General features: G+C 58.3%; 17 protein-coding genes. 11 read left to right on the forward strand and 6 right to left on the reverse strand.

From position 1 onward, the window contains the following. The first annotated feature begins 34 nt into the window (after positions 1-34). The gene (locus tag ISP19_RS17050) at positions 35-1,159 is read left to right on the forward strand and encodes an inorganic phosphate transporter (RefSeq protein ID WP_204683616.1); all 1,125 of its coding nucleotides are present in this window, start codon (positions 35-37) and stop codon (positions 1,157-1,159) included. Positions 1,160-1,208: 49 nt separating this feature from the next. On the opposite strand, the gene ISP19_RS17055 is transcribed toward ISP19_RS17050, so the two are convergent. Next, complete coding sequence (locus tag ISP19_RS17055) at positions 1,209-1,613, reverse strand: hypothetical protein (RefSeq protein WP_204683617.1); 405 nt, start codon at positions 1,611-1,613, stop codon at positions 1,209-1,211. A 68-nt stretch (positions 1,614-1,681) separates the two neighbouring features. Here ISP19_RS17055 and ISP19_RS17060 point away from each other — a divergent pair, with 68 nt between their 5' ends. Continuing rightward, on the forward strand, positions 1,682-2,023 hold the full coding sequence (locus ISP19_RS17060) for an MGMT family protein (RefSeq protein WP_204683618.1): 342 nt from the start codon (positions 1,682-1,684) through the stop codon (positions 2,021-2,023). A gap of 84 nt (positions 2,024-2,107) precedes the next feature. Continuing rightward, positions 2,108-3,922 (forward strand): DNA helicase RecQ, encoded by a 1,815-nt coding sequence (gene recQ / locus ISP19_RS17065; RefSeq protein WP_204683619.1) that lies wholly within the window; start codon positions 2,108-2,110, stop codon positions 3,920-3,922. Positions 3,923-4,020: 98 nt separating this feature from the next. Here recQ and ISP19_RS17070 read toward each other — a convergent pair whose 3' ends face one another. From ISP19_RS17070 to ISP19_RS17080, 3 genes are all read right to left on the reverse strand, one after another. Continuing rightward, complete coding sequence (locus ISP19_RS17070) at positions 4,021-4,359, reverse strand: hypothetical protein (protein WP_204683620.1); 339 nt, start codon at positions 4,357-4,359, stop codon at positions 4,021-4,023. A 135-nt stretch (positions 4,360-4,494) separates the two neighbouring features. Beyond that, positions 4,495-4,836, reverse strand: a complete 342-nt coding sequence (locus ISP19_RS17075) for an MliC family protein (RefSeq protein WP_204683621.1) — start codon at positions 4,834-4,836, stop codon at positions 4,495-4,497. 128 nt (positions 4,837-4,964) lie between these two features. Beyond that, the gene (locus tag ISP19_RS17080; RefSeq protein WP_204683622.1) at positions 4,965-5,357 is read right to left on the reverse strand and encodes a thioredoxin family protein; all 393 of its coding nucleotides are present in this window, start codon (positions 5,355-5,357) and stop codon (positions 4,965-4,967) included. A 193-nt stretch (positions 5,358-5,550) separates the two neighbouring features. On the opposite strand from ISP19_RS17080, the gene ISP19_RS17085 reads away from it, so the two are divergent. Further along, entirely contained in the window at positions 5,551-6,276 is a 726-nt protein-coding gene (locus tag ISP19_RS17085; protein ID WP_204683623.1) for a cytochrome c biogenesis CcdA family protein, read from the forward strand. Between the two features lie 72 nt (positions 6,277-6,348). Here ISP19_RS17085 and ISP19_RS17090 read toward each other — a convergent pair whose 3' ends face one another. After that, positions 6,349-6,768 (reverse strand): PepSY domain-containing protein, encoded by a 420-nt coding sequence (locus ISP19_RS17090; protein WP_284384714.1) that lies wholly within the window; start codon positions 6,766-6,768, stop codon positions 6,349-6,351. Positions 6,769-7,017: 249 nt separating this feature from the next. On the opposite strand from ISP19_RS17090, the gene ISP19_RS17095 reads away from it, so the two are divergent. The 7 genes from ISP19_RS17095 (at position 7,018) to ISP19_RS17125 (ending at position 17,727) form a co-directional block, all read left to right on the forward strand. Then, entirely contained in the window at positions 7,018-10,425 is a 3,408-nt protein-coding gene (locus tag ISP19_RS17095) for a hybrid sensor histidine kinase/response regulator (protein WP_204683624.1), read from the forward strand. Between the two features lie 69 nt (positions 10,426-10,494). Next, positions 10,495-11,826, forward strand: a complete 1,332-nt coding sequence (locus ISP19_RS17100; protein ID WP_204683625.1) for a TIGR00341 family protein — start codon at positions 10,495-10,497, stop codon at positions 11,824-11,826. A 136-nt stretch (positions 11,827-11,962) separates the two neighbouring features. Then, positions 11,963-12,613, forward strand: coding sequence for a response regulator (locus ISP19_RS17105; RefSeq protein ID WP_204683626.1), 651 nt, complete (start codon positions 11,963-11,965; stop codon positions 12,611-12,613). Positions 12,614-12,828: 215 nt separating this feature from the next. Next, a complete protein-coding gene (locus ISP19_RS17110) occupies positions 12,829-13,017 on the forward strand; it encodes a hypothetical protein (protein WP_204683627.1) in 189 nt (62 codons plus the stop codon). 472 nt (positions 13,018-13,489) lie between these two features. Next, positions 13,490-14,065 (forward strand): fimbrial protein, encoded by a 576-nt coding sequence (locus ISP19_RS17115; RefSeq protein ID WP_204683628.1) that lies wholly within the window; start codon positions 13,490-13,492, stop codon positions 14,063-14,065. A 110-nt stretch (positions 14,066-14,175) separates the two neighbouring features. After that, a complete protein-coding gene (locus ISP19_RS17120; RefSeq protein ID WP_204683629.1) occupies positions 14,176-14,883 on the forward strand; it encodes a fimbria/pilus periplasmic chaperone in 708 nt (235 codons plus the stop codon). Positions 14,884-15,084: 201 nt separating this feature from the next. Then, positions 15,085-17,727 carry a fimbria/pilus outer membrane usher protein gene (locus ISP19_RS17125; RefSeq protein ID WP_204683630.1) on the forward strand — a complete coding sequence of 881 codons (2,643 nt, stop codon included), beginning with the start codon at positions 15,085-15,087 and terminating at the stop codon, positions 17,725-17,727. Positions 17,728-18,484: 757 nt separating this feature from the next. On the opposite strand, the gene ISP19_RS17130 is transcribed toward ISP19_RS17125, so the two are convergent. Continuing rightward, entirely contained in the window at positions 18,485-20,320 is a 1,836-nt protein-coding gene (locus tag ISP19_RS17130; protein WP_204683631.1) for an AAA family ATPase, read from the reverse strand. Between the last annotated feature and the right edge of the window lie 27 nt (positions 20,321-20,347).

Genomic DNA, 20,347 nt, shown 5'->3' on the forward strand with positions numbered 1-20,347 from the left:
TGACTGCGTGGCGCGTCCCGACGGGAGTGGGCGCATGAGCCTTGGCCTGGTTATCGTGGTGGTGCTGATCGCACTCATCTTTACCTACATCAACGGCTTTCACGACACCGCCAACTCCATCGCCACGGTGGTGGCCACCAAGGTGTTGAGCCCAGGGCAGGCGGTGCTGCTGGCGGCGATCACCAACATGATCGGTGCGTTGTGGGGGACGGCGGTGGCCGCGACCATCGCGGCCGGGATCGTCAACACGGGCATGGTCGAGGCCGGCCCGCAACTGCTGATCTGTGCCTTGCTGGCAGCCATCGTGTGGAATCTGATCACCTGGTGGCTGGGTTTGCCATCCAGTTCCAGTCACGCGCTGGTCGGAGCGCTGGTGGGTGCAGCCATCGCCGAGTCCGGTGGACGCCTGGCGGCGGTGATCTGGGCGCAAGGCGGAGTCCATTGGTGGGAAGGCAAAGGGGTGTTGCCGAAGGTAGTGGTGCCGATGGTGATGTCGCCGATCATGGGCTTTGTGCTGGGCTTCCTGCTGATGGGCGGCCTGTACGCCCTGCTGACCTGGTTCGCCAGCAGCACCGGCTTTCTGCGCTATCTGGGGCGCACTCCGTTCGTGAACAGCTTCTTCGGCAAGGCGCAGATTTTGTCCGCCAGCGCGATGGGCCTGGCACACGGCATGAATGACGCGCAGAAGAGCATGGGCATCATCGCGCTGGCCTTGGCCGGCGCGACGGCGGCCGGTGATTTCGATGGTTTGCCGTCGTGGCTGTCGTTCCTGCAGATCCACGAATCCAGCGCGGGCGGTTTTGCTGTGCCGCATTGGGTGGCGGTGGTCTGCGCGCTCACCATGGCTGCCGGTACGGCGGGTGGCGGCTGGCGCATTATCAAGACGCTCGGCCACAAGATGGTCCGGCTGCATCCAATCAACGGTTTCGCCGCCGAAGGCAGTTCGGCGCTGGTGATTCTGGGAGCATCCGTATTCGGCTTGCCGGTATCCACCACGCATGTGGTGTCCTCGTCGATCATGGGCGTGGGCGCGGCCAAGCGCTTCAATGCGATCCGCTGGTCGGTGGTGGAGCGGATGGTGTGGGCGTGGATTCTCACGCTGCCGGTCACGGCGTTGATTGCTTACGGGTTTGTCTATCTTGCCCAGCGCTTCGGCTAGGGCCTGTTCGCGCTATGGGCGCGGGCCATGCCCATAGTGCGAACAGGTCCTAGAAGCTGTCGCCGCCGCTGACGATGGCCTGTTCGAGCTGATCGCCGAGGCTGCCCAGCTCGCCGATCAGTCGCCGCAGTTCCTGCTGGTTGAGCAGTTCGTAAGGCCGGTTTTCGCACAGGTGCAAGTACGGGGAGCCATCCAGATCGGCTACCGCCAGGAATCCGCTGCGTTGCTCCCAGTTGAAGCGCAGACAGCGCTTGGGATCGATGCCAGACAGCGGGCCAATGGGGGTGGAGATACGCAGATAGCGGCGTCCGTTCTCGTCCTCCAGTTCAGCCAGATAGATGCCCTGGTGACGGCCGTGCGGCAGCACCAGGTCAAAGCTGATCAGATACGGATCGTTCTGCCGCAAGGGATGCAGACTGCCGATCAGCGAACGCACCGCTTCGAAATGATGCATGCGACCACCCGAGTGCAACGATGGATGACTGGTACTCTGCCACGACCGACTCGTTGGTGCACCCTGTCATGAAAGCGGAATATATGAAGGTTTTCGAGGCCATTGCCGCGATTCCTCCCGGGCGCGTGGCCAGCTACGGCGCCATCGCGGCCCGCGCCGGCTTGCCGGGACGTGCGCGGCTGGTGGGCCGCTTGCTGGGCGAGGTGCCGGACGGCATGACGCTGCCCTGGTTTCGCGTTTTGCGTTCCAGCGGCCATATCGCCATGCCGCCGGGCAGTCGCGGTTTTCGCGAGCAATGCCGTTTGCTGCGTGCCGAGGGCGTGGAAGTGAAAAACGGTCGCGTGCCGCTGTCGCGCTTCGGCCTGGATGCGGATGTGGATCGCGCGCTGTGGGGGATGCCTGACGCGTAATTCGGATCATCGCGAAGCACTTTCGGCAGCTATGACTAGGCTGAAAGCGTGAGTGGTGTTGATCAGTTTGCTAGCATTTCGCCGATGCCCGCCAGTCCCCTCGATATCCTCCAGAGCGTCTTCGGTTACGCCAGTTTCCGCGGTCCGCAACAAGCCATCGTCGAACATGTCGCCGAGGGTGGCGATGCCTTGGTACTCATGCCCACCGGCGGTGGCAAGTCGCTGTGCTATCAGATCCCGGCCTTGCTGCGGCAGGGCACCGGCATCGTGGTCTCGCCATTGATCGCGCTGATGCAGGATCAGGTGGACGCACTGCGTGAAGCCGGCGTTTCTGCCGCTTATCTCAACTCCAGCCTGGACGCCCAGGAACAACGCGAGGTGGAGCGCCGGTTGCTGGCCGGTGATTTGAATCTGCTCTATGTCGCGCCGGAGCGTTTGCTGACCACGCGCTTTCTCGACTTGCTTGAGCGCACCGAAGTAGCGCTGTTCGCCATTGACGAGGCGCATTGCGTCTCGCAATGGGGTCACGATTTCCGGCCGGAATATCGCGAGCTGACGATACTGCACCAGCGATTTCCGCAAATACCGCGCATCGCACTTACCGCCACGGCCGATCCGCGTACGCGCGAGGAAATCGTTGAACGATTGGCGCTGCAGGATGCCCAGCAGTTCGTTTCCAGCTTCGATCGGCCGAATATCGGTTACGCGATTGCCCTACGTCACAATCCGCGCAGCCAATTGCTGGGTTTTCTGGATGGGCACCGTGGCGATGCCGGCATCATCTACTGCCTCAGCCGCCGCAAAGTCGATGACACCGCGGCATGGCTGTCGGAAGCGGGCATTGAGGCGTTGCCGTATCACGCGGGCCTTGATGCTGCGACACGTGCTGCGAACCAGCAACGTTTCCTGCGCGAAGACGGCATTGTGATGGTCGCAACGGTGGCGTTCGGCATGGGCATCGACAAGCCGGATGTGCGCTTCGTGGCGCATCTGGACTTGCCGCGCAGCATGGAAGGCTATTACCAGGAAACCGGACGCGCAGGTCGTGATGGCTTGCCGGCCAAGGCGTGGATGATCTACGGGCTGTCCGACGTGGTCACGATGAGCCAGATGATTGCGCAGTCCGAATCGGGCGATGAACGCAAGCGGGTCGAGCGCTCCAAACTCGATTCGCTGCTCTCGTACGCAGAGGCGACGCAATGCCGCCGCGAGCTACTGCTGTCCGCTTTTGGCGAGCATTTTCATGGTCCTTGCGGCAATTGCGACAACTGTCTGCAGCCGCCAACAACCTGGGATGCCACCATTCCCGCGCAGAAAGCCTTGTCGGCGGTTTACCGCAGTGGTCAGCGTTATGGCTCGGGTTACGTGATCGACATCCTGCGCGGCATCGATAGTGAGCGCATGAGCCAGCTCGGCCACGACCGGCTCACAACGTTTGGCATCGGCGCCGATATGGACGAAAAGCAGTGGCGTTCGGTATTCCGTCAATTGCTGGCGGCAGGACTGCTGGCCACTGACGCGGAAGGTTTTGGTACGTTGCGCCTTACCGCCGCCAGTCGTGATGTGCTCGTCGGCCAACGCGCGATCCATATGCGTGAAGAAACACGGCCCGCGCGCCGTGCCTCGCGTCGCCGCGATAGCCAACTGGTGACCGGAGCCAGCCTGGGTATCGAGGCTTACGAACAGCCGCTATGGGATGCACTGCGCGGGCTGCGTTCGCGCCTGGCCAAGCAGCACGGCGTGCCCGCCTATGTGATCTTTCATGATGCGACGTTGCTGGCGATGCTGCGCGCGCTACCGGAGAACGAAGAAGATCTCGCTTCGATCAGCGGCATCGGTGAGGCCAAGCTGAAGCGTTATGGCCGTGATTTTCTTGAGGTGATCAACGCCAAGGAGTGAAGCTGAATCAGCTTGGGAGACCTGATCGCCTCGTCACTATGCCGACATCGGTCGGATTCGGCATGTTTCAGCGATGCGCCTTAAAGGGGTGCAACCGATCATCCATGATCAGTCGCGCCACGGCTCGGGCGACCCAGCGTGCGCCGCGAGTGGCGCTTGCGCGTGGAGCCGGCATCGACACCGCTTGATCTGAATGTGGCCGTGGCGCGAGCCAGGCGTGCGTGCGGCAGGGCGGGCGATTCCGCCAGATAACGCCACTCGCTGAGGAACTGCGGCAGACGCGCCTGCGGCCAGATCAGCCGTAGCGCATCCAGTGCTGCTTCGGCCGTATCGTGACGCGCCACTTCGCGCGCCTCGAGCAACGAACGCCAGCGGTGGCCGTGCCTAACAATCCGGAACAGGCCGCGGCTCGACGGAAAAACATACTGCGACATCATCGGGGGATACTCCATGTCCGATGGTGAAAGCATGCTGTATGTCGATGACGCGATGGTTATTCCTGTGCGTCATTACGATGGCGGGCAACGGTCGGCTTGATGACGGCGTGACGTGTTTGTTAGGTCGGCGTGAATTCAGCCAGCGTGACAATTCACTTCCGGCGCGCTGGCAATGGTTTCACCCTTCGCCAACGGCGCGAGCATCCCGTCGCGCATGCCTTTGGTCCACCATTGCCAGCCATCGCCGATATAGCGAGCGCCGCTGCCGGACATGGCGACGTGCAAGGTATGGGTTTCGCCTTTGATCTTGACCAGCGCGGTATCGGTGTCTGGATACGCGGCCTGTACCACTTGCCCATCGCTGCAGGCATAGCTGGTCCAGGCAGGTGTGGGGGCGGGCGCTGTGTGATCGGCGGCCGCTGCGCAGCCCGCCAGGGTGAACAGGAATGCTGCGAGCACGCAGCTAGGGATATTCATGGCTGGCCCTCGGTTTGTCCCGAGAGCCAGCATAAAGCGACGGTGCCGTGGTGTCCTGCGCGAGGTGCCTATCTGATCTATATGACTTGGTACACCGGGGCTCCTTTCGCTACGTATCGGCCCGCGGTTCAGGGCATTGCAGACTTCGCCAACGCCTTGATCTGGTCCGGATCGGTAATGCCGACGGAGCGACCCGTCTCCTTGCTGCCGTTGAAGGCGATCAGCGTGCTCTGCGTGGTGATGCCCAGGGCGCGCTTTTCAGCCGTCTGGTTGTCGTAGTCGAGCCGCAGGATGAGCAGCTTGTCAAAAGCGGGGTCTTTCGCCATGGCGTCAATGGTGGGAGCCTGCTTGCGGCAAGTCGGACACCAACTGGCATAGGCATCCACCAGGACGGACTTGCCCGCCGTTTGCGCCGCTTTCAAGGCAGCAGTCGTAAAGGGCTGGATGGGCTGTGCCATCAGCGGTGTGGCAAAGGCCAGGCCAAGCAGACAGAGGATCGAAAGTTTGCGAAAAGCAGACATGGTCAGTTCCTGGGATGAATCCAATGGCTTATTCGTTGTCGACATGAAGGGGGTTACACGAAGTAACTCGCCCGGGCGGCAGAGCGAATGCACCGTTAGAAACCGTGAAACGAGAGCGTTAACGGTACTTGCCTTGGAGATTGAAGATGCAAAGCAGTGGTACTCATCAGGAAGATAGCGCAGGTGGCCCGGCATGAGCGGCAACCTTAATCCGCTGGTTGCGTATGCGGCAGGCGTATTGACGATTCTGTCGCCTTGCGTGATCCCGCTGGTGCCGATCGTGCTTGGCAGTGCGGCCCAGCGTCATCGGTTAGGACCGCTCGCGTTGTCGTTGGGGCTGGTGGCTTCGTTTACGCTCATGGGCTTTGCCGTGGCGACCGTGGGCGCTTCCATCGGGCTGGATAGCGAAACGGTTCGCACATGGAGCGCCGCACTGTTGCTGTTTGTCGGCATAGTCCTGGTGGTGCCCCGGCTGCAACAGTTCTTTGAGCATCTGATTACTCCGCTTGCCAATTGGGCCGGTGAGCGTCAGGCGCGGCTGGAGCGGTTCGGTTTGGCGGGGCAGGCGGGAATCGGCGTGCTGCTGGGCCTGGTATGGAGCCCGTGCGTCGGACCAACCCTGGGCGCTGCGACCGTGCTTGCCGCGCAGGGCAAGGATCTGGGGCAAGTGGCCTTCGTGATGCTGGCCTTCGCGCTCGGTATCGCCTCAGTGTTGCTGGCGATGGCCTTTGCGACACAGAGCCTGCTCGCGCGCTGGCGTGGAAAGCTGATGAGTGCAGGAGCACGTGGCAGACGAGTACTGGGTGGGTTGATCGTGCTGGTCGGGGTGCTGATCATCACCGGCACCGATCGCTATCTGGAAGCGACCATCGTCGGCGTCCTGCCTGATTGGGTGACGAACCTTACGACGTCGCTTTGATATGACGCGCCAGCTCCCGATGGCCCCACGCGCCTGGACGGTGGGGCCATGGGCATGGGGCATCGAAGGACGCTAGTTCGTACCAATGATGCGCCCCGATTGGGCGTCAATTTGCAATGACACGCGAACGCCGGCGGTATTCCTGGCTCTCACCGTCCAGATGCCATGCAGAAAATCCAGGTCATGCACATCTGTGTAGCCTTGCACGGAAAGCGATGAGCGAATATCCGCTTCGCTGATCAGTGAGATTTGTTTATTCGGATAGGCCTTGCCGGTCATGGGATCCACGCGGAGTTTCACGCGTTCGCCGTCAGCGCTGCGCGCGCGGGCCGTCCATACGCCATCCTGGAATTCCAGGTCATGTACGTCGGTGTAGCCCTGCTGCGTAAGCTGTGTGTCGACTTCCCGCTGGGTCAAGGCCTGCTGTTGTGCCATGGCGGTGCCGGCACATCCCAGCGCCAGCGCGATGATCAATGAAGCCTTCTTCTGCACGGACTTCTCCTCGTTGCTGCAGGAGACCCGAGTCTTGGCCGTTAAAGATCCATGCTTAGTGAAAAAAGTATTAGCCGGGTCAAGCCATGTTCACAGTCTCCGATCAGGAGCCATGCGACGCCTGGAGCGATCGGCTCGATCTGAATAGCCATTCGCGGCGGGTCATCCAGCGATCGTTTAACTGGTGTTGTGCGCAATCTCAGGCTAGATTGAGGACGTGTTTTTTCTTGGTCGTCACATGGGGCGTGGATGGACCAGAGTCTAAGCACGCAGGCACCGATGGGAGGGCGTTCCGGCGCCGCTTCGCAGGGAGGGCAGCTATCTGCGTTGCGCCGTTATCAGCGACGGCTGCTTTATGGCGGGGGTGGCCTGCTTACCTTGATCATCATGCTGGTATGGATTGTCGGCGCACTCTCCAGCATCGATGACTTTCATACCAGCCAGCGGCAGGTCTTCCGTGAAGGCCAGGCGGCCGCCAACGCCTTCCTCGTCCAGCGTGAAAGGGCATTTGCCAACAGCATCAATGCCAATGACATCATCTGGGCGACCCAGCAGAACTTCCTGATTCAGGCAGGTACACCTCTGGCGCATGAATTTTTGGCGCAGGGGGAACAGGCTGTGATTCCGGCGCTCAACAAGTCAAACCTGGCTTGGCTGGTGCTTGGTGATGGCGCAGCCGCCATGTCTCCTACGACACTCGCGGCTTATCTGGGAATGCTGCAGGAATATTCGGCGTACACGGCGCCGTCTTCAGATCAGTTGGTGAGCTATGCCTATGATCCATCCGGCAAGTTGCTGGTGCTGACCGGCATTCGCGATGAAGCGCAGCTGATGCAGATTCTAAAAGTGTCGACGCGCGAGCAGGCATTTGCGGCGTTAATGCGCGCGGGATCGCGCGCCAAAACCCTGGCTTCACCGGGCAAAGACATCGTCGCGGCAAACGACGCCCCGCTCGTTTCCTACTACGGTGAAAATCCACTGACTGGAAAATCTTCGCTGATCGGCATCATGACGCTGATGACGGACGGCAAGGTGTATTTCCATCGGGTGCTGTTCGAGGAAGTGGACGCCCTCAAGGCGTCACTGACCACGGCAACTTCGGGGAACTTTGGGATATTCACGCCTGACGGGCAAGCGGTGCTTGAAACCGGCGATATGCCGCCCATGTCGCCGACCGAGCGCGCGAGCTTGCTGCAGAACAGACATTTGCAGGGGAACACGTTTTCTGCGTTGGCCGTGTGGCGTGAACACGGCGCCTTCATCGTCGCCGGTCCGTTGCATGGCTTTGACTGGACGTTGCTGCACTTCTACAGCTGGCGTGATGTGCTGGCGGCCAACGGGCAGTACATGGTTATAACCGGCTCCGTGGCGCTGCTGATCCTGGCGTTGCTGTGGGCGCTGCTGTTGCGCCTTGATCGTCGTGTGTTTGCACCCGCGCTCGCCGATGCGTCGCGAGTCTATGAAAGTGAAGCCTTGAATCGCACCATTATCGAAACATCACCGGTGGCATTGTGTTTGCTGGACCCATCGTCAGGCAGGCAGATCCTGCGCAACGATGTGATGCGCAGCGTTATCGGCACGGATGAGGCCTCGGAAGTTGAGGCGCTGTTTCATCAACTTATCGCATATGCCAATGAGCAAGGGGCGCCAGCTTCACCTCACGAATTTCAGTGGACGCTGGATCTGCCCGAAGCACAGCGTCGTCATCTGCAGGTGGCGATGGCATCGTCGAGCTATCGCAATCAATCCGTGTGGGTGTGCGCCTTGCGCGACATCACCGCACAAGCTGAGCTGGAAGAGAATCTGCGCCGCGCACGCCGCGATTCCGAGCAGGCGCGAGTTGCGGCCGAATCAGCCAGTCACGCCAAGACCGCTTTTGTGGCGAGCATGAGTCACGAAATACGTACGCCACTCAACGGTGTGCTGGGTCATCTGGAGTTGTTGTCCCGTTCGTCATTGAGTCCCGCACAGCGAGAGCGCCTGGATCGCATTCGTCTTTCCGCCGATGCATTGCTCGGGATTATCAGCGACGTGCTGGATTTTTCGCGCATTGAAGCGGGGCAGCTGGATATCGATCCCATGCCGTTCGAGCTGCGACCGCTGATCGAGCAGGCCGCGCTGCTCTTTGCGCCTGCGGCGCAGCGGAAAGGGGTGAAACTGTATTTTTCGATCGATCCGGCGCTCGCCGACGGTTATGTCTCCGACGTGCATCGCCTCCGGCAGATTCTCAACAATCTGCTTGGCAACGCCGTCAAATTCACGGAGTCGGGACGCATCATCGTGCGTGTCAGCGCCGGTGAACCGACCGGCGAAGCACCGACATGGCTGCGCTTCCAGGTCGTCGATTCGGGCATAGGCATGAGCGAGCAGCAGGTGGCCGAGCTGTTCCAGCCATTTACGCAGGCCGATGCGAGTATCTCTCGCCGCTTCGGTGGCAGTGGCCTGGGGTTGGCGTTGTGCCAGCAGCTGAGCCACTTGCTGGGCGGGCAAATCCGTGCCGAGAGTACGCAGGATGTGGGCAGCGTGTTCACGCTGGATATTCCAGTCGAGCAGGTAGCTGCGACCAAGCCATCGGTCAGGCCATTGAGCGGGCTACGCGTGGCATTGCTTTCGGCGGCGGCGGAATGGCGCGCTGAAATCGGCACGTTGCTTAAGGCTTGGGGCGCGACGGTCGTGGCGGCCGGGCTTCCCGGTGACTTGAAGGGTAACGCCGCCGATGTGCTGTTGATTTTTGGCGAGCCACGTTCATGGAGTGTGGAGGAAGAGCAGGAGCTTCTTTCCTCCCAGGCACGCGTGATTCGTGCTTACGCAAACGGGCCGCTCATACCCGAACAGCGTGAAGGTGCCGTATTCGTTTCCTGTTATGCCAGTGAGGCGTTGTTATCTGCACTCCGGTTGGGAAGCGATCATGACACCGCCGTTTCGCCGCTCCAGCCAGAGTCGATCCAGACGGAAACACCGGCGAACCGCGGCAGGATCCTGTTGGTGGAAGACAATCCCGTCAATCGAGAACTCATCCAGCAGCAACTGGAAGAACTCGGCTTTGACGTGGACAGCGCCGAGCACGGCGAGGCCGGTCTGCGCAAATGGAAGCCGGCTACCTACGTGGCCGTGCTGACTGACATCAACATGCCCCATATGAGCGGTTATGAGTTGGCGCACGCCTTGCGCGAGCATGATGGACGTGTGCCGATCATGGCCATCACTGCTACTGCGCTGGCCAGTGAAAAGGCGCGTTGTCGAGAAGTGGGAATTACTGATGTACTGCTCAAGCCACTCACGCTCGAAAGCCTTAATGACGCGCTTAGTCGCTATGTCTCCGGGAGTGTGAGTATCGACGAGACAAAGCGTTCGCCAGTCCCCCACAAAGCATTTCCGGAAAAAGTCCTGCGCATCTTTGTGGAGCGGGGTACTAGTGATTTGGAGGCGCTTCGCGACGCTCTGGCCGGGCATGATGCCCAGGCGTTGATTGATGTCATCCACTCCTTCAAGGGTGCCTTGCTGATGCTGGGCGAGTCCGACGCAGCAGGAACTTGTTCCGTGCTGGAAAGCCGCCTTCGCGAGGAAGACGTGGTCGAGCTTGGCTCTGAACTGCAACGTCTCGTTGACGTGTTGGATGCCGTTGTCCAGCGATACAAAACGGATCTGGTCGAATAGGAAAGTCGCGAAATCGAAATGTGAGGTTTGTCGAACATCCCTTCATCACAACTTGACGGTCGTCCTGCCATGAACATGCAAGGCAGACAATCCCACCGACGCGGCTCCGATGTCAGGCGGTTCTGGCTCTGGCGGCGGCTGAGCATTATTCGCGGCGTGGACCACGATGCCGTGATGTCGAATGTCATGGAGGGTGGTGGTCTGACCCCGCGCTATGCCTTCATGGTGGTGATGTCTTGTGGCATCGCCATCCTCGGCTTATTGCAGTCGTCCGCGGCGGTCGTGATTGGTGCCATGCTGATCTCGCCCTTGATGGGGCCCATCGTGCAGCTTGGCTTTTCGCTCTGTGTGGTGGACTTTCGCCTGATGCGCAAGGCGCTCTATGCGCTGATGGTCGGGATTGCCCTGGCATTGTTTACGGCCATGTGCATCGTCTGGCTCTCACCCTTGAAAGAAGCGACCAGCGAAATTCTTGCGCGCACACAGCCCAACCTTTTCGATCTGCTGGTGGCTTTATTCTCGGGCCTGGCGGGTGGCTACGCGGTCATCACGCGCAAGGGTGAAACCATCGTGGGCGTTGCCATTGCTACCGCCTTGATGCCGCCGCTAGCGGTCGTAGGGTTTGGTCTGGCAACCAGCAACATGGCGATCGCTGGAGGGGCTTTCTTCCTGTTTATGACCAACTTGCTGGCCATCGCCCTCAGCATGACCTTAATTGCCAAATGGTACGGCTTCGGTGTCGAGAACTCTCCCCAACACGCGGCCTGGCAGGCGGGTGTGATTGCCGTCACTTTTATCTTGCTGGCAATTCCGCTGGGTTTGGCGTTGCGTGACATTGCCGAGCAGACATGGATGACCAAACAGACCCGGGTGGCTATCCAGTCCTACCTGGATGAACACGGGGGAAGTATCGAGCACTTAAAGGTTGAGCAGCGCAAGGATCGCTACGCGATCGATGTGGTGGCTCTCGTTCCCGCTTATCTGGATGATGCGAAAGCTAACATCGAGGCACGTCTTGCAGGGCGTCTCAAGCACAATTTTGTCGTGCAAGTGCGCCAGATGCTGGAGGCCAACAATAATATTCGCCTCAATCAAGCGGATCTGGATGATTTGCGCTTGCGTGTCGATGACCTTACACAGCAAGTTGCCGAGCTGCGGGAGCAATCGCGGCCGCTGATTGCCTTGCAGGTCAAGGATCTACTCAAGGGTGAGCCCGGCGACGTGGACGTGGATATCGATCAGAGAAAAATCAGCGTGACATTGCCAGCGACGACTCATCTCGATGAGCAGGATATCCAGGCGTTGAAGACGAAACTGAGCGAGGCTGAGCCTGGTTGGAGTATTGACGTCAACAAGCTTTCGCTGGCGGAGCAGGAGCGGAGTCGAGCGCAAACGCAGTAATCGACATCGTATCCGCCGTTACAATAGGTCGGCGTCCGACCCTCCAGACTGTTGTATGCCGAATTTCGCAGTTTGAGACGGTGCGGATCGTTGCCAAAATAAAATGGAGTGTCCAACCTTGGTTATTCGAGTGGTTGTGGCCGACGACCATCCTGTACTGCTCGCCGGCATGGAATGCCTGCTATCGGCTATCAGCGACGTGAGCGTGGCCGGTCTGGCTAAGAATTCGACGGAGCTTGTTGATCTATTGGCGCTTCACGATATCGATGTGGCGCTCATCGACTTTTGCATGCCGGAAGGCAAGTATGGCGATGGCATCGCGCTGTTGCGATTTCTGATGCGGCGTTTTCCCAGGATAAGGCTGGTTGTTGTTACTGGCGTAGAAAGTGTTCAGGTTCTGCAAAATATCCAGAAGATCACCATTGATGTGATTGTCAGCAAGGCTGACCATCATGACTGCCTCGAAGCGGCCATCCGGTACGCGTATTACCGCAATCGTTATCTCTCGCCCGAAATTCATAAGCTGCTTGAACAAGGCTTGCTTCAGGCCAAGGGCAAGGAGGGAATGCCCCTCAGTAAACGCGAGATGGAGGTGCTGCGCATGTACGCGGAAGGCTGTTCCGTTATCGACATAGGCAAGCGTGTCGGGCGCAGTCGAAAAACCATCAGCTCGCAAAAGATCTCCGCCATGCGCAAGCTCGGTTTGCAGACCGATTCTGAGATTTATGCCTACGCCATGGCTAGTGGTTTGATCGTATCTACGCAAGTCTCTCGCTGTCGCTCCTGAGTAAGGCCGAGGCGTGCCGGGTTGGCGGCGGTTCGATGGCGCGATGGCCTGCGTCAGTGGCGCGCAAAAAGGTTGTTTGTCGGCTATCACGCGTGTGTCGAGCACGTCGCATATCGGCGAATTGGGACTGGTCCGATAGCGCTTCCTGCTTGCATGGATAGGCTTGGGACTGTGCTGCGTCTGGGCGGCGAATCAGTCAAAAGTGGGGAGGGGAAGTGAAAGAGGCCGATGAAATGGAAGTCTATTCGCTGCTGCTTGGGTTTAGTGATATGAGCGAGGAGCAGCAGAAACTATTTACGGATGGGATGAACAAATATATGTATATTTCGTCAGCCCGGCGTCGCCAGTTGCGGCTGTGCTGGGAGAGGTGCTTCCCGGACTGGAATAAATATCCCGGTTCCTGATGGCTGGGAGTTCTGGCTATGCATGCGATGGGAGGTTTCGATTCGTCTTTGAATCGATGGCTTTATTCCCTTGAGACTTATTATTCCTCGCGGCGCTGGCTTGCTCTTTTTTGTCAGTAAAAAAATTCACCGCGGCGAAAAGTTGTAAACCAGATTTGGCTGAATTGGGCATCAGAACCGCCTGCGCCGCTTGAAGGGTTTGTTCGCGACTTGTGTAAGGTTATTCGGGTGATCTGACTTCGTAACGTGACGGTGATTTCCGCCGAGTCCGATAGTGCGGGTAAGACGTACTTCATACCATTTATTTGCTCGTTCTTAACTGCGAGCAAATGCGTTGTGTCGTCTTCGGGGTCATACGTTTGCGGTTCGACGCCGTGCCTTATTTCGTCGGCAACCAAGCCTGTGCCGATGGTTAAGTGCGTAAAGAAGATGGGCACGTCCAATCAAGTCATTTGAAGGAATCAAAGCATTTATGAAGAAGATTAAGCTTGGCTCTGCGCTGGCTGTCATGGGGTTGGCTGTTGCTGGTGGGGCTGCCAACGCTGCTGATGGCGGCGTTATCACGTTTCATGGTGTGGTTACCGACACCACCTGCACGGTGCAGGGCGGCTCGGGTACCGATGGCGGCGTGAACAATTTCTCCGTCGCCCTGAATGGCGTGGATGCCAACATTCTTGACCGGGCCGCCAAGACCGCGAATGCCACGGCTTTCCAGGTGCTCGTCGGTGGTCCGGATGAGCCGTCCTGTGGTGCTGGCGACGGCAAGGTGGCTTCCATGTCGTTCCTGGCTTCCAGTCCGCAGGTCGATGGCGCTACCGGCAACTTGAACAACCTGCTGACCAACGAAGCTGGCAATGTGCAGGTCCAGCTGCTGCAGCGCGATGGCTCGACTGCCATCGACCTGCGTGATCCCAACAAGGGCTTGCAGTCCGCCAACATCGTCAACCATCAAGCCACCTTGCAGTACTACGCCCAATACTACGCTACTGCCGCTGCTACTCCCGGTTTGCTCGAGACCAACGTCGTTTACGCCGTTAACTATAACTAATCGGTCTTGCGACGTCTTTGCCGGCGGTTTTCGCCGCCGGCACTTTTTCTCTATTCAGGTGATTTATGACGACCAGATTTGGGCGTCGCGCCATGGCGTGCGTGTGTGCCATGGCCGGCCTATTTGCAACTTGCAGTGAGGCGAGCGTGGTGATTGGCGGGACTCGCGTCGTGTATCCGTCAGTAGACAAGGAAGTCACCGTCAAATTCACCAACCAAGGCAAGCATCCTGCGCTGGTGCAGGTGTGGATGGATCGCGGTGATGAGAATTCAACACCTGATTCAATCAGGGTGCCCTTCACGATCATGCCACCGATCTTCCGGGTGGAGCCCGATAAGGGTCAGGCGGTACGAGTGCTCTACACCAAGGAGGCGTTGCCTGCGGATAAGGAGACCCTGTTCTGGTTCAACGTGCTTGAAGTGCCGCCCAAGACGGCCAATCAGGACGGCCAGAATCTGCTGCAATTTGCGATTCGTACACGCGTCAAGTTCTTCTTCCGCCCATCCGGTTTGCCGGGCAGCGCGGCGGACGCATTCGATCAGCTCACTTGGCAGCTGGTAAATGGCGAGGGCGGCAAGGGCGTTGCATTGCAGGTAGCAAACCCTACCCCTTACTACGTCAACTTTGCCCGTGTCGGCGTAAAGGCTGATGGGAATAGTTATATGGAACGGGGCGGTGGCCTGGTTGCTCCAGGGGGAACCAGCACTTTTCCGCTCAGTGGCATCAGCGCTCGCCCATCGGGCGATGCGAAAGCCCAGTTCGATGTGATCAACGACTACGGTGCGATCGGCTCGCATGAGAAACCGATTGCCCCCTGATTTTGTTCTTGTTCGGGTCGTCTGATTTGAATTCGAGTCGCTGATTTGAACGGCTTTGTTGTAGCCGGGTTTGTACATGCGTTTGGAGAAGCATGCATGTTGTCCGTGATGTCAGCGACCAGCCGGTGGCGTTGCCCATTGCCATTGCGCCGGGTAGTGCTGACGGTGCTGATTCTGAGTGGGATGACATCGCGGGTCTGCATGGCAGGCCCCGTGACGCCGATCAACCCGGCGGCTCCGAGTTCGCCGGTTGTTGCGGAACCTGTTTCGTTCAACAGTCTGTTCTTTCCCGGCGGCTCGGCGCCGCAAGTCGATTTGTCGCGTTTTGACCGGAGCGGGTATGTGGCGCCCGGGACTTACTACGGCGATATTTTTCTGAACAAGGCATGGCGCACGCGGGCTGATATCGTATTTGCCAATGTACCTGGCACGGACGATTCGGAGCCTTGCTACGACACGGTCGCGCTTGCAAGTTACGGTATCGATCTCGCCAAGGTCGCGTCTGATCAGGCTTATCCCGCGCGAAAATCCATTCCAAAAGGTCGTTTCTGCGGCGATATCGGTGACTACATTCCCGGTGCTTCGGCCAGTTTCGACGGCAGTGAACAGGCGCTGTCATTGTCGGTGCCGCAGATTTATATATCGCGTACCGCACGTGGTTATGTCGAGCCTTCCCAATGGGAGGCGGGCGTTGACGCCGGCGTGCTGAACTACACGGCCAACCTCTATAGCAGTGCGCAGCAAAGGCACACCAGCACCAGTGGTTATCTTGGCATCAATGCCTCGATGAACCTGGGCTCCTGGCATGCCTATCACATCGGCTCGCTTAACTGGTCCCGGGCAATGGCCACCCGCTATCAGAGCAGCGCCACTTACTTGCAGCATGATATTCCCGCGTGGCGCACGCAGTTGGTGGTGGGCGACACGTTCACCTCCGGCGACTTCTTCGACAGCGTGCGTTTACGCGGCGTGCGCCTGTATACCGACGATCGCATGCTTCCCCAGTCATTGCGCGGCTATGCGCCGGTGGTGCGCGGTGTAGCCGAAACGAACGCCCATGTGGTGATCCGTCAGAATGGATACATCATCTATGACACCACAGTGGCGCCTGGTCCTTTCGTCATCGACGATCTCTATCCCACGGGTTATGGCGGTGATCTGGATATCGAAATCACCGAGGCGGACGGCCGGGTGCGACGTTTCAGCCAGCCGTTTTCCGCAGTGCCCCAGTTATTGCGGCCCGGCGTTGATCGCTTGAGCCTGGCGGCTGGCAAGGTGAGTCAACAGAATCTGATCGATGCGCCGATCATTTTGCAGGGGACGTATCAGCGGGGGCTTAGCAATCTGCTTACTGGCTATACCGGCGCGATTATCGGTAGCGGTTATTTCTCGACATTGATCGGTACGGCTTTCAATACCCGTATCGGCGCGTTTTCCACGGACCTCACCTACGCTTCGACCAGCTTTACTGGTCAATCGACCCTTGACGGGGGCAGCTTGCGCGTCGGTTACGACAAGAATCTTGCGGGTTCGGGTACCAATCTGAGCGTGGCCGCGTACCGCTATTCCACCAGCGGGTTTGTGGGGCTCAATGATGCCGTCACCTTACGCGATGCCTATGCACGCGGTTACGGCAATGCGGTAGGGCGTCAGCGTAGCCGTATGGATATCACCCTCAATCAATCACTGGGTGATGGCAATCGCTACGGCCAGCTTTATCTCAATGGCTCGATGGCCGACTACTGGAATCAGCACGGGCGGCAGGTCAATCTCACAGCGGGTTATAGCAATAACTGGAAACGGCTTAGCTACAACGTTTCCGTGCAGCGGACGCGGGACAGTGCGTCGCAGTTCCTGCCGAGTCCGGTGATCCAGTACGGTCTGCCTGACTATTTCAATGCCTCCACCCCGCTGGCTGTTCGCGACACGCTGGTGTTCTTCAACGCTACCTTGCCGATGGGTCGCACGGACAAGTCGCCGACGCTCAGTACCATGATCAGCCACGCCAAAAGCACGGGCAGCAGTGAGCAGGCTTCCCTCACTGGCAGGGCTGGCAGTAACAACCGCGTTTCCTATGGCGCTACCGTTGGTCGTTCGGGCGATAGCAGTACGGCTGGGCTCAATGGCCAGTACAACGGCAACCGTGCCAACGTGTCGGGTTCTTATAGCTACGGCAGTGGCTACCAACAAGCGAGTATCGGTGCCACCGGCACCATCGTTGCGCACCGGGGAGGAATGACCTTCTCGCCGCCCGCGGGCGACACCATCGGCTTGATCTACGCCCCGGGCGCCGCGGGGGCACAAGTGGGCAACACCCAGGGCGCGGTGGTGGATACGCATGGCTACGCCATCGTCCCCTATCTGATGCCTTACCAAGTCAATGCGGTTGCGTTGGATCCCAAGGGCGCGTCCGCCAATGTCGAGTTGAAAAATTCCGTCCAGAACGTTGCGCCACGTGCGGGCAGCGTGGTGCGCCTGGACTACCAGGTCGATAACAGCAGTTTGTTGCTGATCGACACCCAACTTCCGGATGGCCGACCGGTGCCGTTCGGGGCGGACGTGCTGAATGAGAAGGGCGACACGATCGGAGTGGTAGGGCAGGCTAGTCGCCTGATCGTTCGCGGTGTCGATGACAACGCCACGCTTACCGTGCGTTGGGGAAGCGGGAGCGACGAAAGCTGCCGCGTGCACGTTCACCTGCCACAGGCCGGTGACAAGCTGGACGATGTGCAGACGCTGCAAGCGCCGTGCACATCGTCAACGATTGATGAATCCACGACGCAGACACCTGCCATGCAACCGTCGATTCCATCGCAAGCCGCTGTTGATGAACCGCAAGGCTGACATCGATGGTGGGCCAGAGCGTATCGCTCTAGCCAAGAGCGCGGCCATCGAAGACGACCAATGGCGTTATACGTACAGCATGTGTCAGCGAAAGCCTATATTCCGCCACACCGCCACTTCGTTACTCTAGTGGGGTCATCGATGCAGTTCGCGAAACAGCCAACACCGATGACTCAGGCAGCCATGCTTGGAGGCGCGGATCGTGAGAGTTGACGCTCCCACGACCCGCTAAATCACAAACAACTGTAGAAGAGTTGCTCATGATCTCCCAACATCATACGGCACCGCCGCGCCCCTCGGATTGCAACGATTCCGATTCTGGCCCCACCTTAAACCTCGACGGCACGCTCCCAACGCGGAGTTCGGGTCGGGAAATGCGGCAAATCCCCACATCCAGGCAGGCTGAACTTGCACTAGCCGTGCTTGCGGCTGAAGGCAAAGGCCGGGCGGACAACGCCTTCACATCCCATCGCACCGGCGAACGCAACGGCCTGCACGCCGCCCCTCACTTCCTGCATCACCTCGTCGACACGCACACCCCAGCGTAGGGTGGATCAACGCGTGTACGTATGAGGGCGGCCATGCTGGTTCGCTGAGTCAGGACAGTGCGCCATTTTCGGCACGTTGGTTGGCGACAACGTGCCGTTTTTTTTCGGGCTGGCAAACCACCCCATGTGTGATGCGTAAATGCGTAGGTTGGGTTAGCGCAGCGTAACCCAACGAATCTTCATCAAAGCGCCCAACATCGCTGCAACATTCATGGGAGCAATCCAGTAAGCCATTCTGCTAGCTCTTTGATGGCTTCAGTGGGGTGCCGCACAAGGTATTTCGTTAGCATGGCCCCATGTCTAACTTTGTCATAGGTAACCCTCTGCTCAGTAAATTCACTGAAGATGTCCCTCAACACTGTCGCCCCTTTAACAATTACGGCCCAATCCGCTGTCTCATAAGCGACTACGCTGTTCTTTTCAAAATATCGCTCCTCCTCTCCATGTTGTCGAATCCAATGCAAAACGTCCTCTTCCGTGACTGCATCGATCCGCCCCCGGTCCACCTCGTTGAGCACATGCGTTATCGCATCTGGTTCTAGCAAGTAGTTCTCGTACATACGCCTTGGAAACCAGTGCAATTTATCATTGCTCAGTCGCTGCATTTCTTTCATTTTAGACAGCGAGCGATCCTCCGGATCAAGAACGAAAGCCGTTGCCGGTGGAAGCAGCGAGGCACCCTCGGATAGACGCGCGTAGATATCAAATACGCGCCTCGCTTGCTTCGCAGCTAGCTCGTCTGTGCTAACCACTCCAAGCACCTGCACACCATGCAGAGTTCTTCCGCCGAGCGTGGTAATAAGTTCTGGGAAGCACATTTCCTCTGTCTTCCCTTCAACCCATAGTATCGAGTCGACACCAAAAACATCGCTCAAGCGAATACCAACTTCAGCCAACGTCATTCGTAGATCTTCGTGTTTGTCGGGAGAGATTGGCAGCACGATGCTCTTTGCCTCTTCGCGCCGTACGATGAACAAGCGGTCATCGCTGCCTTGCGAAACAGCTACCGGAGAATGGGTCGTGATGATGTACTGATGTTGGCGGTATTGTCGCAACACTTCCATCAGCTTTTTCACGGCCCCCGGATGCAGGAAGCTCTGCGGTTCGTCGATCATAATGATTCGCGATTTTTTGTCTTGTACGACGACATACAACATCGCCAAGACTTGCCCAATTCCCGTGCCGCTATCTCTAAGAGATACATCCAAGTCACCGCGGGACTTCTTCGGATCGACTGTTGAGACCATGACTTCGATCTCGCCGCTTGATTTTGGAATTGGGTTGATATCAGTAATATGCGGAAATATCTCGCGCAAATGGTCCATTAGCACCGAAAAAGTATGTTTGTCTCCCGACAAAAGAGTGTTTAGCACTTCAGCTAGATTGCTTGCGTCAGGTGATAGAACAGTGCTACCCCGTTGAGCGGTCGAAGAAAGATTAAGACGCTCAGCGCGAAAAGCGTAGGACCGCTCTCGCAACCACGAGGCGAGCCCTTGATGATACGTTGCATTGGGCGGGCTCATCATCGCTTTCTGAGAAAGCACGACTTTATTTGGATATCCATTGTTGGAGAACAAATGAGCCTGTCCGACCCGCTGTGGGTCACCAAATGCGCCAAAGAAGCCAGTTCGCGGCACGGGAATTTGGTTGCGACTTTCGCTGGACCACTGTGCCGTAAAGGCGCTACCCGTTTCCAACATTGCGCGGAACGCATGCATAGCTGATTGAACACTGCTGGCATTATGAGCTGGTCCCGTTGGAAGGGAAAACTCTTTCTGTTTGGAAAAATAGTTATGCAAATCATCTGCCGTTAATGCGTATTTTAAGTGACAGGCGGACACTGGATCGTCGATGTCGTCGCGATCGGGCGCAGTTTCCAAACTTCGGTGTGGCACTGCAGAATGCCGTAGGCCAATGGCCTCGATCAGTGCGCTCTTCCCGGCGTCGTTTTTACCCACAAGGATGTTAAAACATGGGCCAAAATCAATATTTATTTGGCCCTGAAAACACTTGTAATTCCCTATGGTCACACTCAATAGTTTCATTCCCCCTCCCTGTTACCGAATTTTCGG

The organism is Dyella flava (assembly GCF_016904955.1).
In the GTDB taxonomy this organism is placed as follows: domain Bacteria; phylum Pseudomonadota; class Gammaproteobacteria; order Xanthomonadales; family Rhodanobacteraceae; genus Dyella_B; species Dyella_B flava.